This window comes from Streptomyces parvus (assembly GCF_014648875.1).
Classification (GTDB): domain Bacteria; phylum Actinomycetota; class Actinomycetes; order Streptomycetales; family Streptomycetaceae; genus Streptomyces; species Streptomyces parvus.
Genome location: NZ_BMRY01000001.1, coordinates 191,760 through 206,172, shown reverse-complemented (window position 1 = coordinate 206,172; position 14,413 = coordinate 191,760). Strand labels below are relative to the sequence as shown.

General features: G+C 70.1%; 13 protein-coding genes. All 13 read left to right on the top strand.

Translation table 11 applies throughout. From position 1 onward, the window contains the following. Nucleotides 1-51 precede the first annotated feature (51 nt). The gene (gene rho, locus IE140_RS00865; RefSeq protein WP_093442037.1) at nt 52-2,079 is read left to right on the top strand and encodes a transcription termination factor Rho; all 2,028 of its coding nucleotides are present in this window, start codon (nt 52-54) and stop codon (nt 2,077-2,079) included. Nucleotides 2,080-2,367: 288 nt separating this feature from the next. Next, nucleotides 2,368-4,143 (top strand): trypsin-like serine protease, encoded by a 1,776-nt coding sequence (locus tag IE140_RS00860; protein WP_093442034.1) that lies wholly within the window; start codon nt 2,368-2,370, stop codon nt 4,141-4,143. Between the two features lie 260 nt (nt 4,144-4,403). Then, on the top strand, nt 4,404-5,507 hold the full coding sequence (locus IE140_RS00855) for an LCP family protein (RefSeq protein ID WP_150195676.1): 1,104 nt from the start codon (nt 4,404-4,406) through the stop codon (nt 5,505-5,507). A 165-nt stretch (nt 5,508-5,672) separates the two neighbouring features. After that, the gene (gene rpmE / locus IE140_RS00850; protein WP_003966263.1) at nt 5,673-5,897 is read left to right on the top strand and encodes a 50S ribosomal protein L31; all 225 of its coding nucleotides are present in this window, start codon (nt 5,673-5,675) and stop codon (nt 5,895-5,897) included. A gap of 156 nt (nt 5,898-6,053) precedes the next feature. Continuing rightward, nucleotides 6,054-7,130: a peptide chain release factor 1 gene (prfA, locus tag IE140_RS00845; protein ID WP_088572968.1), complete on the top strand. Its 1,077-nt coding sequence runs from the start codon at nt 6,054-6,056 to the stop codon at nt 7,128-7,130. 40 nt (nt 7,131-7,170) lie between these two features. Then, nucleotides 7,171-8,016, top strand: coding sequence for a peptide chain release factor N(5)-glutamine methyltransferase (gene prmC, locus IE140_RS00840; protein WP_032763085.1), 846 nt, complete (start codon nt 7,171-7,173; stop codon nt 8,014-8,016). Between the two features lie 52 nt (nt 8,017-8,068). Next, nucleotides 8,069-8,716, top strand: a complete 648-nt coding sequence (locus IE140_RS00835; RefSeq protein WP_032763084.1) for an L-threonylcarbamoyladenylate synthase — start codon at nt 8,069-8,071, stop codon at nt 8,714-8,716. Further along, the gene (locus IE140_RS00830; RefSeq protein ID WP_006127583.1) at nt 8,713-9,354 is read left to right on the top strand and encodes an arsenate reductase/protein-tyrosine-phosphatase family protein; all 642 of its coding nucleotides are present in this window, start codon (nt 8,713-8,715) and stop codon (nt 9,352-9,354) included. Before IE140_RS00835 ends, IE140_RS00830 begins: the two co-directional genes overlap by 4 nt. Before the next feature lie 213 nt (nt 9,355-9,567). Continuing rightward, nucleotides 9,568-10,863 (top strand): serine hydroxymethyltransferase, encoded by a 1,296-nt coding sequence (gene glyA, locus IE140_RS00825; protein ID WP_150195678.1) that lies wholly within the window; start codon nt 9,568-9,570, stop codon nt 10,861-10,863. A gap of 84 nt (nt 10,864-10,947) precedes the next feature. Then, on the top strand, nt 10,948-12,345 hold the full coding sequence (locus IE140_RS00820; RefSeq protein ID WP_176741780.1) for an MraY family glycosyltransferase: 1,398 nt from the start codon (nt 10,948-10,950) through the stop codon (nt 12,343-12,345). Nucleotides 12,346-12,612: 267 nt separating this feature from the next. After that, the gene (locus tag IE140_RS00815; protein WP_010072149.1) at nt 12,613-13,053 is read left to right on the top strand and encodes a Cg1360 family ATP-synthase-associated protein; all 441 of its coding nucleotides are present in this window, start codon (nt 12,613-12,615) and stop codon (nt 13,051-13,053) included. A 200-nt stretch (nt 13,054-13,253) separates the two neighbouring features. Then, a complete protein-coding gene (gene atpB, locus IE140_RS00810) occupies nt 13,254-14,087 on the top strand; it encodes a F0F1 ATP synthase subunit A (RefSeq protein WP_006127587.1) in 834 nt (277 codons plus the stop codon). An 87-nt stretch (nt 14,088-14,174) separates the two neighbouring features. After that, nucleotides 14,175-14,405 (top strand): ATP synthase F0 subunit C, encoded by a 231-nt coding sequence (gene atpE / locus IE140_RS00805; protein WP_006127588.1) that lies wholly within the window; start codon nt 14,175-14,177, stop codon nt 14,403-14,405. The last annotated feature ends 8 nt before the right edge of the window (nt 14,406-14,413 follow it).

The following is a 14,413-nucleotide window of genomic DNA, read 5'->3' as shown; positions in this document are numbered from 1 at the left end:
AACCGGTCGCCGAGCCAGAAGGCCGACGTCCGCTCCAGGGAAGGACCCTTCGTGAGCGACACCACCGATCTGATGGGCGTGACTGCCGACAAGAACGTCGACAGCGCCGCGCCCGCCGAAGGTGCTGCCACTGGCACCACCGCACGGCGCCGCCGCTCCGGCACCGGCCTCGAGGGCATGGTCCTGGCCGAGCTGCAGCAGGTCGCGTCCGGCCTCGGCATCAGGGGCACCGCGCGGATGCGCAAGAGCCAGCTGATCGAGGTCATCAAGGAGGCGCAGGCGGGCGGCGGATCCGCCGCCCCCAAGGCCTCCTCCAAGGCCGCAGAGGCCCCCGCCGAGGCGGAGAGCAAGCCCAAGCGCCGCGCGACCTCCAAGGCGCGCACCGGGGACGAGGGCGCCGCTGCCGCCGCCGAGAAGAGCACGGCCGCCCAGCAGCAGATCGACATCCCCGGTCAGCCGGCCAGCGACGACCAGCCCGCGGGCGAGCGCCGTCGCCGCCGCGCCACCGCGCAGGCGGGCAGCCCCGACACCAAGACCGAGGTGAAGACCGAGGTCAAGGCGAAGGCGGAGCCCGAGGCCCAGCAGAAGACCGAGGAGCGGGCCGAGCCCAAGGGCGACGCCCGGGCCGAGAACGCCGCCGACACGGCCGAGGGCCGTCGTGGCGACCGCCAGGGCCGCGGTGACCGCGAGGGCCGCCGCGAGCGTCAGCGCGACCGCCGGAACAAGGGCGACGACCAGGGCCAGCAGGGCGGTGGCGGGCAGCGCCCGCAGCGCCAGGGCGGTGGCGGCCAGGGCCAGCAGAACCGTGACAACGGTCCGCAGGACGACTTCGACGACGAGGCGGGCGGCCGCCGCGGCCGTCGTGGCCGCTACCGCGACCGCCGAGGCCGCCGCGGGCGCGACGACTTCGCCGGTGATGTGCAGGTGGCCGAGGACGACGTCCTGATCCCCGTCGCGGGCATCCTGGACATCCTCGACAACTACGCGTTCATCCGGACCTCCGGTTACCTGCCGGGCCCGAACGACGTGTACGTCTCGCTCGCCCAGGTCCGCAAGAACGGCCTGCGCAAGGGCGACCACGTCACCGGCGCGGTGCGCCAGCCCAAGGACGGCGAGCGGCGCGAGAAGTTCAACGCGCTGGTCCGCCTCGACTCGGTCAACGGCATGGCGCCGGAGTCCGGCCGCGGCCGCCCCGAGTTCCAGAAGCTGACCCCGCTCTACCCGCAGGACCGGCTCCGCCTGGAGACCGACTCCAACGTCCTGACGACGCGGATCATCGACCTGGTGGCCCCGATCGGCAAGGGCCAGCGCGGGCTCATCGTGGCCCCGCCGAAGACCGGCAAGACCATGATCCTGCAGTCGATCGCCAACGCGATCACGGTCAACAGCCCCGAGTGCCACCTGATGGTCGTCCTGGTCGACGAGCGTCCGGAAGAGGTCACCGACATGCAGCGGTCGGTGAAGGGCGAGGTCATCTCCTCGACCTTCGACCGCCCCGCCGAGGACCACACCACCGTCGCCGAGCTGGCCATCGAGCGCGCCAAGCGCCTCGTCGAGCTGGGTCACGACGTGGTCGTCCTGCTCGACTCGATCACCCGTCTGGGCCGCGCGTACAACCTCGCGGCGCCGGCCTCCGGCCGCATCCTGTCCGGTGGTGTCGACTCGACCGCGCTGTACCCCCCGAAGCGCTTCTTCGGTGCCGCGCGCAACATCGAGGACGGCGGCTCGCTGACCATCCTGGCCACCGCGCTCGTCGAGACCGGCTCGCGCATGGACGAGGTGATCTTCGAGGAGTTCAAGGGCACCGGCAACATGGAGCTCAAGCTCGACCGGAAGCTCTCGGACAAGCGCATCTTCCCGGCGGTGGACGTCGACGCGTCCTCCACCCGTAAGGAAGAGATCCTGCTCGGCACCGACGAGCTGGCGGTCGTCTGGAAGCTGCGCCGGGTGCTGCACGCGCTCGACCAGCAGCAGGCGATCGAACTCCTCCTGGACCGGATGAAGAAGACCCAGTCCAACGCGGAGTTCCTGCTCCAGATCCAGAAGACGACGCCGGGCAGCGGCAACGGCAACGACTGACCGGTCGACGCGTCAAAGGCTCCGCCCCCTCACCTCGGTGAAGGGGCGGAGCCTTTTTCCGTCGCCCCGGTTCCCTTTTCCTCTTCTTTTCCTTCTCTGCACATTCCCTTGCCGTTGTTACTGACGTAATGTCTGGGGCAGTTGAGGTGGGGGGCCATCGAGGCGGAACGGCAGAGGCGTGAGCCCTGTGACGATCCGCCCTGCGCAGCGGACAGTTCACGCACCCCCGCCGTTTCCCGACCGGCGGGGCTCTTTCGTGCCGCCGGTTCCTATCCGAAGGATCACCGCGTGCACATACGCACCACGGGGGGCCGGCACGCGCGCCGGCTCAGACTCGCCGTTCCGGCGGCGGCCGTCACCGTCCTCGCCCTCGTCGGCACCGCGCTGACGATGTCCTCGTCGCAGGCCGAGGAGCCGACGCCGTCGCTGCCGACGGCAGCGCCCGAACGGCCCGCCGCCCCGGCCGAGTCGGAGCTGCGCGATCGGGTGTCGGAGGCGGCCGAATCGGACCGCGAGGTGCTCCCGCCGGCCAAGTTCGCCGGGGACGGCCCGGGCACCGCCGCCCCGATGGTCATCGGCGGAACGCAGACCTCGATCTCCAGCGCCCCGTGGATGGCGCAGCTCTGGTACTACGACGACCAGGGCACCCCGGCCGACGAGAGCGACGACACCGGCTTCTTCTGCGGCGGCGTCGTCATCGCGCCCACGAAGATCGCCACGGCCGCGCACTGCGTCAAGGGCTACGACTGGAACGCCAACGGCGCGGTCGTCACCGGCAGCACCTCCACCGAGCCCAACAGCAGCGGCACCGTCTCCTGGCCCTACCGCCAGTGGAACAGCCCGGTCTACAAGGACGTGCAGGGCGCGGCCGACAACGACGTCGCCGTCCTCACGCTCTTCGAGCCGGTCACGGCCAAGTCCCTTCCGGTGGCGGCCAACACGGACACCGGCCTGTACGCCGCGGGCACCCAGGCCAAGGTCTACGGCTGGGGCCGCACCAGTTCCACCAGCGACGACATCTCCACCACGCTGCGCTCGGCGACCCTGCCGATCGTCTCGGACTCGGCGTGCCGCACCTCGTACGGCAGCTACTTCGTCGCGGGCCACATGGTCTGCGCGGGCAAGACCGGTGCGAGCGACGCGGAGACCGTCGGGGCGTGCAACGGTGACTCCGGCGGCCCGCTGGTCATCGGCGGCAAGCTGGCCGGCATCGTCTCCTGGGGCATCGAGGACTGCGTCGGAGAGGGCGCGTACAGCGTCTTCGCGAAGGTGACCTCCTACACGGGCGCCATCAACGCGCGCGCCTACGACACCAACATGACCTGGGACCACCGGGCGGACCTGATGGCCCGCAACAAGTCCAACAAGACGATGTACCAGTTCAAGTCGACCGGCACCGGCATGACGAAGGCCACGTACAGCAGCGGCTGGGGCGACATCAACGTCCTGCTCCAGACGGACCTGAACCGGGACGACAACCAGGACCTGCTGGTGCGCGGCAAGGACGGCAACCTGTACTGGCAGTGGTACAGCATCGCGGCCGACGAGTGGCAGACCAAGCGCCTGGCCACCGGCTGGGGCACCCGCACGCAGATCCTCGCCCCCGGCGACCTGACCAGCGACGGTCACCCGGACATCCTCTCGACCGACTCCTCGGGCTCCTTCTGGCTGTACCCGGGCAAGGGCAACGGCACCTTCGCCGCCCGGGTCAGGATCGGCGGCGGTGGCCTGAACTACAACATGGTCCGCGGCAGCGGCGACTTCACCGGCGACGGCAAGGCCGACATCATCGCCCGTGGCAGCGGCGGCAAGATGTACCTCTTCAAGGGCACCGGCAAGGCGAGCGCCCCGTTCGCGTCCAAGATCCTCGTCCGGACCTGGGACGTGGCCACGGCCCTGGTCACCACCGGTGACTTCACCGGCGACGGCCACGCGGACATCATCGTCCGGGTGAAGACCGGGGAGCTGTACCTCTACCCGGGCACCGGCAAGTCCGACAGCGGCATCTTCGGCGCCCGCAAGCTGCTGGGCAGCGGCGCGAACAACTACGACCTGTTCGGCTGAGCCGAGACCTTGACCACATCCCGTACGGCTCACAGGCAGTCCGCACGATCGCTGTACGGGGCACGAAACCCCAGGTGAACGCCGCCTCACGGCTCGTACGCCCGTAAATCCTGTGGCCCCCGTCCTCCGACGGGGGCCACAGGCGTCTGTGCAACCCTTCTTGGTGCTTCGGCCGTCCTGGGAACCGACAGGGGAGGCCGACCGCGCGTGGAACACCACGGCAGGGGGCACGCGGGCAACGGGAGTGACGAGGGAGACGCGTGAGCGAGCAGAGCAGGGGCACGGGCCGCATACGCGGCACCGGCAGCCGACGGAGGAAGCCGACCCGCCGGCACCGCGCCAAGGTCGTCGCGGCCTGGACGGTGGCGGGAGTCGTGGTCGTCGGCGGGGCCGGGCTCGGCTACGCCTACATGGCGCTCGACGGCAACCTCTCCAGCATCGACATCGACGCCAAGCTCGGCACCGACCGTCCCGACGACGTGGACGACGGCTCGCAGGACATCCTGGTGCTGGGCTCCGACTCGCGCTCCGGCGACAACGGGAAGTACGGCCAGGACGAGGGCGCGGCCCGCTCCGACACGGCGATGGTCGTCCACGTCGACAGGGGCCACAAGTCCGCGAGCGTCGTCTCGATACCGCGCGACACCCTGATCGAGCGCCCCGCCTGCGAGAGCGACACCACCGGAGACCCGGTCCCCGCCGAGCACCGGGCCATGTTCAACACCGCCTACGAGGTCGGCGGGCCCGCCTGCGCGGTCAAGACCGTCGAGTCGATGTCCGGCATCCGCATGGACCACTACCTGGAAGTCGACTTCACCGGCTTCAAGAAGCTCATCGACGAACTCGGCGGCGTCGAGATCACCACGAGGACCGCGATCAACGACTCCAAGAGCCACCTCGACCTGGAGCCCGGCACCCACACCCTGAACGGGGAGGAGTCCCTCGGCCTCGTCCGTACCCGCAAGAGCGTCGGCGACGGCAGCGACCTGGGACGCATCCAGCTCCAGCAGGCGTTCATCAAGGCGCTCATGGAGCAGACGAAGAGCGTCGGGGTGTTCTCCAGCCCCAAGAAGCTCTTCGGCCTCGCGGACGCCGCCACCAAGGCGATCACCACCGACTCCGGACTCGGCTCGGTCAAGAAGCTCTCCGGCTTCGCGAACGGTCTCAAGGGCCTCGGCGCCGACAACGTCCACATGGTGACCCTCCCCGTGGAGTACGACCCGGCCGACCCGAACCGCGTCCTGCCGCAGGAGAAGGCAGGACGGCAGGTCTGGGCCGCGCTCAAGCACGACCGGCCGATCCCCGCCTCCGCCACCGAGAAGTCGGCCGGCGACAAGGGTGACGCCGACCAGGTCGTCGAGTAGCCCACCGGTCACCCCGGGTGCCCGGCCGGGCGGCGGGAATACCCGCGCCCCGCCCCCGGTTTTGGGAGATACGGCCGGTCCTGGCAGACTGGTACGTCGGCCCCGGTTCACGGCCCCGCAAATCCGCGCGGACGACCCGGCGCCCTCCCGAAACTAGGAGACACCTTGAAGCGCGACATTCACCCCGAGTACGTCGAGACGCAGGTCAGCTGCACCTGCGGTGCGTCGTTCACCACCCGGAGCACCATCGACAACGGCACCATCCGTGCCGACGTCTGCTCCGAGTGCCACCCGTTCTACACGGGCAAGCAGAAGATCCTCGACACCGGCGGCCGCGTGGCCCGCTTCGAGGCCCGCTTCGGCAAGGCTGCCGGCTCCGCCAGCAAGTAGCGAGCCACTGCGCCGGTTCCTGGCGCCCTCTTCCCGGGGGCGTCGGAACCGGCGTTTTTTCCGGTCGGGTGCCCGGGGGAGCCCCCGGGCGGCACCCCACCGGGCCGTACGCCCTCCAGCAGGCCCGCAGATTTCAGAGCAACCAGGAGCCCCCGCATGTTCGAGGCGGTCGAGGAACTGATCGGTGAACACACCGATCTCGAGAAGAAGCTCGCCGACCCGTCGGTCCACGCCGACCAGGCGAACGCGCGCAAGCTGAACAAGCGCTACGCGGAGCTGACCCCGATCGTCTCCACGTACCGGTCCTGGAAGCAGACCGGCGACGACATCGAGACCGCCCGCGAGTTCGCCGCGGACGACCCCGACTTCGCCGCCGAGGTCAAGGAGCTGGAGAAGCAGCGCGAGGAGATCACGGAGAAGCTCCGCCTCCTCCTCGTCCCGCGCGACCCCAGCGACGACAAGGACGTGCTCCTGGAGATCAAGGCGGGCGCCGGCGGCGACGAGTCCGCCCTGTTCGCCGGTGATCTCCTGCGCATGTATCTGCGTTACGCCGAGCGCGTCGGCTGGAAGACCGAGATCATCGACTCCACCGAGTCCGAACTCGGCGGCTACAAGGACGTCCAGGTCGCCGTCAAGACCAAGGGCGGCAACGGCGCCACCGAGCCCGGCCAGGGCGTCTGGGCCCGGATGAAGTACGAGGGCGGTGTGCACCGCGTGCAGCGCGTGCCCTCCACCGAGTCCCAGGGCCGCATCCACACCTCCGCCGCGGGCGTGCTCGTCACCCCCGAGGCCGAGGAGGTCGACGTCGAGATCCACGCCAACGATCTCCGTATCGACGTCTACCGCTCCTCGGGGCCCGGCGGCCAGTCCGTCAACACGACCGACTCCGCCGTCCGCATCACGCACCTGCCGACCGGTGTCGTCGCCTCCTGCCAGAACGAGAAGAGCCAGCTCCAGAACAAGGAGCAGGCCATGCGCATCCTGCGGTCCCGGCTGCTCGCCGCCGCCCAGGAGGCCGCCGAGCAGGAAGCCTCCGACGTCCGCCGCAGCCAGGTGCGTACCGTCGACCGCTCCGAGAAGATCCGGACCTACAACTTCCCGGAAAACCGTATCTCGGACCACCGCGTCGGCTTCAAGGCGTACAACTTGGACCAGGTGCTCGACGGCGAACTGGACGCGGTCATCCAGGCGTGCGTCGACGCCGACTCCGCCGCCAAGCTCGCCAACGCGTAAGCGACCCGCCCGCCCCGCACACCCCGTACGGAGAACCGCGATGAACCTGCTGCTCGCCGAGGTGGCCCAGGCCACCCAGCGGCTGGCCGACGCCGGTGTCCCCTCACCGCGATTCGACGCCGAGGAACTCGCGGCCTTCGTCCACGGGGTGAAGCGGGGCGCGCTCCACACGGTCCCCGACAGCGACTTCGACGCCCGCTACTGGGAGACCGTCGCCCGCCGCGAGGCCCGCGAACCCCTCCAGCACATCACCGGCCGCGCCTTCTTCCGCTACCTGGAGCTCCAGGTCGGACCCGGCGTATTCGTGCCCCGCCCGGAGACCGAGTCGGTCGTCGGCTGGGCCATAGACGCCGTGCGCGCGATGGACGTCGTCGAACCCGTCGTCGTCGACCTGTGCACCGGATCGGGCGCCATCGCGCTCGCCATGGCCCAGGAGGTCCCCCGCTCCCGCGTCCACGCCGTGGAGCTCTCCGAGGACGCCCTCAGGTGGACGCGGAAGAACGCCGAGGGGTCCAGGGTCACCGTGCACAAGGGAGACGCCCTGAGCGCCCTTCCCGAGCTCGACGGCCAGGTCGACCTGGTGATCTCCAACCCGCCGTACATCCCGCTCACCGAATGGGAGTACGTCGCCCCCGAGGCCCGCGACCACGACCCGGAGATGGCCCTCTTCTCCGGCGAGGACGGCCTCGACACCATCCGCGGCATCGAACGCACCGCCCACCGGCTGCTGCGCCCCGGCGGCCTCGTCGTCATCGAGCACGCCGACACCCAGGGCGGCCAGGTCCCCTGGATCTTCACCGAGGAGCGGGGCTGGGCCGACGCCGCCGACCACCCCGACCTCAACAAGCGCCCCCGGTTCGCCACCGCCCGCAAGGCCATGCCGTGACCGGCCCCCGGCACCACCACCCGTACCCGCACCTGTCCGAGGAGGCCGGCTGATGGCTCGGCGATACGACTGCAACGACGCCACCGACCGGACCACCGGACTGCGCGAGGCCGCATCGGCCGTCCGCCGGGGCGAACTGGTCGTGCTGCCCACCGACACCGTCTACGGGATCGGTGCGGACGCCTTCACCTCGGAGGCCGTCGCGGACCTGCTGGACGCCAAGGGCCGGGGCCGCAACATGCCCACCCCCGTCCTCATCGGCTCGCCGAACACCCTGCACGGCCTGGTCACCGACTTCTCCGAGGAGGCCTGGGAGCTCGTCGACGCCTTCTGGCCCGGCGCCCTCACCCTCGTCGCCCGGCACCAGCCCTCCCTCCAGTGGGACCTCGGCGACACCCGGGGCACCGTCGCCATCCGGATGCCGCTGCACCCGGTCGCCATCGAGCTGCTCACCGAGGTCGGCCCGATGGCCGTCTCCAGCGCCAACCTCACCGGACACCCCTCGCCCGAGGACTGCGACGCCGCCCAGGGCATGCTCGGCGACTCCGTCTCCGTCTACCTCGACGGCGGCCCGACGCCCGGCATCGTGCCGTCCTCCATCGTCGACGTCACCGGCGCCACCCCGGTCCTGCTGCGCGCCGGCGCCCTCTCCGCGGAGGAGCTGCGCAAGGTGGTCCCCGACCTCGAGGTGGCCAATTGACCGCCCCCGAGGGGCGTGGCATAGCGGGGCGGACAGATACCTTCCGCATCCTCCACGTCAGCACCGGCAACGTCTGCCGCTCGCCCATCACCGAGCGGCTGACCCGCCATGCCCTGGTGGACCGCCTCGGCGACCCGCTCAGCGGCGGCCTCATCGTGGAGAGCGCCGGCACCTGGGGCCATGAGGGCGCGCCCATGGAGGCCAACGCCGAGGTCGTCCTCGCCGACTTCGGCGCGGACGCCAGCGGCTTCGTCGGCCGCGAACTGCTCGACGAGCACGTCATCCGCGCCGACCTGGTCCTCACGGCCACCCGCGACCACCGCGCCCAGGTCATCTCCATGGGCCACTCCGCCGGCCTGCGCACCTTCACGCTCAAGGAGTTCACCCGGCTGGTCCGGGCGATAGACCCGGCCACCCTGCCCGACCCGCGCGACGAGGGCGTCGTCGAGCGCGCCCGCGCCCTGGTACGGGCCGCCGCCGCGCTGCGCGGCTGGCTGCTGGCCCCGACCGCCGAGGCGGACGAGGTCTACGACCCCTACGGCGCCCCCATCACCTTCTTCCGCTCCATCGGCGACGAGATCAACCAGGCCCTCGACCCGGTCGTCACCGCGCTCACCGGCGTACGCGCCCCGCACTGACGGTCGCAGGCACGCACCGGCGTACGCCGCCGCGCCTACAGCCGTACGTACGCGGCCCCGCCGGACGGCCCGCGCATCCCGCGCCGTACGCCGGTGCGCCGACCGGCGTACGGCACCCTCCGACAGCGGGCACGCCGCCCCGCCCCGGCGTACGTTGGAGCTGACACCGGCACCCCTCGCCGGCGCACCCACCACCAGGCCCGGAGCCGTCCCATGCCGGTCACCTCTCCCGCCGCACCCCCGTCCGCGGCCGTGCCGCCCGCGCCCGACCGCCCCGACGCCCTGCCCCAGGACTTCGGCACGCTGCTGAGCCAGGACCCGGAGATCGCCGGGATCCTCCTCGCCGAGCGGGACCGGCAGGCGGGCACCCTCCAGCTGATCGCCGCCGAGAACTTCACCTCGCCCGCGGTCCTGGCCGCCCTCGGCTCCCCGCTCGCCAACAAGTACGCCGAGGGGTACCCGGGCGCCCGCCACCACGGCGGCTGCGAGCACGCGGACGCCGCCGAACGCATCGCCGTACGCCGGGCCACCGCCCTCTTCGGCGCCGAACACGCCAACGTCCAGCCGCACTCCGGCTCCTCCGCCGTCCTCGCCGCCTACGCCGCGCTGCTGCGCCCCGGCGACACGGTCCTCGCGATGGGACTCCCGGTCGGGGGACACCTCACCCACGGGGCGCCGGGCAACTTCTCCGGCCGCTGGTTCGACTTCGTCGGCTACGGGGTCGACCCGGACACCGGGCTCATCGACCACACCCGGCTCCGCGCCCTGGCCCGCGCCCGCCGTCCCAAGGCCATCGTCTGCGGCTCCATCTCCTACCCCCGCCACCCCGACTACGAGACGTTCCGGGAGATCGCCGACGAGGTCGGGGCGTACCTGATCGTGGACGCCGCCCATCCGATGGGGCTGATCGCCGGGGGAGCGGCGCCGAATCCGGTCCCGTACGCCGACGTGGTCTGCGCCACCACGCACAAGGTGCTGCGCGGCCCGCGCGGCGGCATGATCCTGTGCGGCGCCGAACTGGCCGAGCGGATCGACCGGGCGGTGTTCCCGTTCACGCAGGGCGGGGCGCAGATGCACACGGTGGCGGCGAAGGCGGTCGCGTTCGGGGAGGCGGCCACCCCCGCGTTCACGCTCTACGCCCACCAGGTCGTCGCCCACGCCCGGGTGCTCGCCGCGGGCCTGGAGGCGGAGGGCTTCGAGGTGACGACGGGCGGCACGGACACCCATATCGTCGTCGCGGACCCGGCCCCGCTCGGCGTCGACGGCCGCACCGCCCGAGAGCGCCTGTCGGCGGCCGGTATGGTCCTCGACACGTGCGCCCTGCCGTACGGGGACGCCCGGGGCATCCGCCTCGGCACCGCCGCCGTCACCACGCAGGGCATGGACGACGGGGACATGGCCCGGATCGCGGCCCTGTTCGGAGCGGCTGTACGGGAGCCGGGCGATGTGAGCCCGATCGCGGCGGAGGTCCGGGCACTGGCGGAGCGGAATCCTCCCTATCCGGGGTAGGCGAGGCGCATGGAACCGTCACCCGTACCGTGGAGTCCTTGTAACAGAGACTAGGGTGTGGGGCTGAGATGGCCGGCGAAACCTGTGGGGCAGCCCGTGCGTGATTACCTGCTGACGCTCTGTGTCACGGCAGCGGTGACCTATCTGCTGACCGGACCGGTGCGTAAGTTCGCCATCGCGATCGGGGCGATGCCCGCGATCCGCGCGCGCGACGTCCACCGGGAGCCGACACCCCGGCTCGGTGGGATCGCGATGTTCGGCGGGCTGTGTGCGGGGCTGATCGTCGCCGACCATCTGTTCAATCTGAAGGGCGTCTTCGAACTCTCCAACGAGCCACGGGCGTTGCTCTCCGGCGCCGCCCTGATCTGGCTGATCGGCGTGCTCGACGACAAGTTCGAGATCGACGCCCTGATCAAGCTCGGCGGCCAGATGATCGCCGCCGCCGTCATGGTCATCCAGGGGCTCACGATCCTGTGGCTGCCGATCCCCGGCGTCGGCACGGTCGCCCTCACCCAGTGGCAGGGCACTCTGCTCACGGTGGCGCTGGTCGTCATCACGATCAACGCGGTCAACTTCGTCGACGGCCTGGACGGGCTCGCGGCGGGCATGGTGTGCATCGCGTCGGCGGCGTTCTTCCTGTACGCCTACCGCCTCTGGATGGGGTACGGCATCGAGGCGGCGGCCCCCGCGACGCTGTTCGCGGCGATCCTCATGGGCATGTGCCTCGGTTTCCTGCCGCACAACATGCACCCGGCGCGGATCTTCATGGGCGACTCGGGCTCGATGCTGATCGGCCTGGTGCTGGCGGCGGGAGCGATCTCGATCACCGGCCAGGTCGACCCGGACAACCTGAAGATCTTCTTCGAGGGCAGTGAGCGCGGGGCGACCCACGCGATGTTCCCGGTCTTCATCCCGCTGGTGCTGCCGCTGACGATCATCGCGATCCCGGCCGCCGACCTGATCCTGGCCATCGTCCGGCGCACCTGGAACGGCCAGTCGCCGTTCGCCGCCGACCGGGGGCACCTGCACCACCGGCTGCTGGAGGTCGGGCACTCGCACAGCCGTGCCGTGCTGATCATGTACTTCTGGTCGGCCCTCATCGCCTTCGGCACCGTCGGGTACTCGGTGCACTCGGCCTCGACGTGGATCATCTTCATGATCGTCGGTGCCAGCGCGATCGGCCTGATCCTGCTGCTGATGCCGCGCTTCACCCCGCGCGCCCCGCACTGGGCCAACCGCTTCGTGCCGCCGCGCTACCGCCACAGCACCCCGGAGCCGGCTTCCTCGCTTGCGCCCGCCTCCGGGGAGAAGTCGGTGCCCGTGGCCTCCGGGGCCCAACAGGGCGCGGGGGACGCTCAGATGGGCGATCAGGACGCCGACCGGGCCCCTGTGGCGGTCGGGGTGGCCGGCGTCAACGGCGCTACCGCGATCGGCCCTCGTTCGCGTTTCTCCGACCGGCGTTCCGTCGATTCCTCCCGTTGACGATTCGGAAGCCGCGGTGCATTACCAGACAATGCGCCGCCTTGTCGTGCACACACGCGCGGGTTAACTCTCATGTGTGACAGTTGGCACACTTTCCAGGTAAAGACCTCATCAAATAGTTTGTGATACCGTTCACGAGACCCGGTGACGGAGCCGAAGGACCCTAGTGAGACGGTCCATTGGCCTGGTAATCCGCCTCGCGGACCGGGCCTACGCTCGTCCATGACGACGCCCCATTCCTCCTCTCAGACCAGTGGAGCTGCCGCCATGCAGTCCGACATGCGCGAAGTACTGCGCATCGCCACCCCCACCGCCGCGGTGGGAGCCATCGCCACGCTCGTCGGCGGGCTCGTCGTCGGCGGCAAGGGGGCGATCGGCGCCGTCGTGGGCTGCGTGGTGGTCATCCTCTTCATGGCCCTCGGACAGCTGGCGCTGCAGTGGGTCGCCAAGTCGATGCCGCACCTCTTCCAGGGCATGGGGCTGCTGGTCTACTCGGTCCAGCTCGTGCTCCTGCTCGGCCTCATCATGGCCATCAGGAACACCACTCTCTTCGACCTCCAGGTCTTCGCCCTCACGCTGGTCGTCTCGGTGATCACGTGGATCGTCACGCAGACCGTGCTGCACGCCAGGAGCAAGACCCTGTACGTCGATCCCGACGGGGAGAGCGGGAAGACCCCGGGCGGAACCGAGGGGAAGCATGACCAGTAGGGCCGGGATAAAGCCCTGTTCGACATGCTGCTATCGTCCGGTCTCGGTTGCGGTACTGCGGGCGCGGACAACACGGCTGTCGCCTGATACATCGCGAGGCTTCGGGCCCGGCCGCCGCCTCCTCACCGTAAGAACCAGTCCGGTGCCGACCTGCGGCTGCCAGCCGCTCCGATACAACGAGGTAGCCGTATCCATGCGCCATGCAGAAGGAGCTCCTGGTGACTGCTGACGCCCAGACGCTCGCCTTCGAGGTTGACTGCCACCTGTTCCAGGGCTCGTGCGGATTCCCAGCCCCGAGCGCGTGGTCGTTCATCTTCGACCCGATCTTCACCATCGGGCCGGTCGAGTTCAACAAGCCGATGCTGCTCGCGATCATCGGGACGTTCGCCATCCTGGCTCTGTTCTGGGCCGGCTTCTCCAAGCCCAAGGTCATCCCGGGCAAGCTCCAGATGATCGCCGAGGCGCTCTACGACTTCGTGCACCGGGGCATCGCCAAGGAGATCATCGGCAAGAAGGGCGAGCCCTTCGTCCCGCTGCTGGTGTCCCTGTTCTTCTTCGTCTGGATGCTGAACCTCTGGGCGATCATCCCGATCGCACAGTTCCCGGTGAGCTCGCTCATCGCGTACCCGGTCGGACTGGCCCTGCTCGTCTGGGCCGTCTACATGACGGTGACCTTCCGGAACAACGGCTTCGTCGGCGGTATCCGCAACCTGTGCGTACCCAGCGGCCTGCCCAAGCCGATCTACGTGATCCTGACGCCGATCGAGTTCGTCTCGAACATCTTCGTGCGCCCCTTCACGCTGGCGGTCCGACTCTTCGCGAACATGTTCGCCGGCCACATCCTGATCCTGGTCTTCACGATCGCGACCTGGTACATGCTCGGCACCGTCCTCGGCACCGTCTACGCCACCGCGTCGTTCGCCGTGACTCTGGCCCTGACCGTCTTCGAGATGTTCATCCAGGCGCTCCAGGCCTACGTGTTCACCGTGCTGACCGCCACGTACTTGTCCCAGGCGCTCGAAGAAGCGCACTGAGGACACCCGGGCCACCACCCGGACACCCCCTAGACGTCCGGTGGACGCAATCTCCACCGGCCAATCAAGAGAAGGAATCACAGATCCATGTCTGAGACTCTCGCAGCCGTTGTGGGCAACGTCGGCACCATCGGTTACGGCCTCGCGGCGATCGGCCCCGGCGTCGGTATCGGCATCATCTTCGGTAACGGTGTGCAGGCCATCGCCCGCCAGCCCGAGGCTGCCGGTCTGATCCGTCAGAACATGCTGCTCGGCTTCGCGGTCATCGAGGCCCTGGCCCTGATCGGCTTCGTCGCCCCCTTCATCTACCCGAAGTAGTCCTGGCG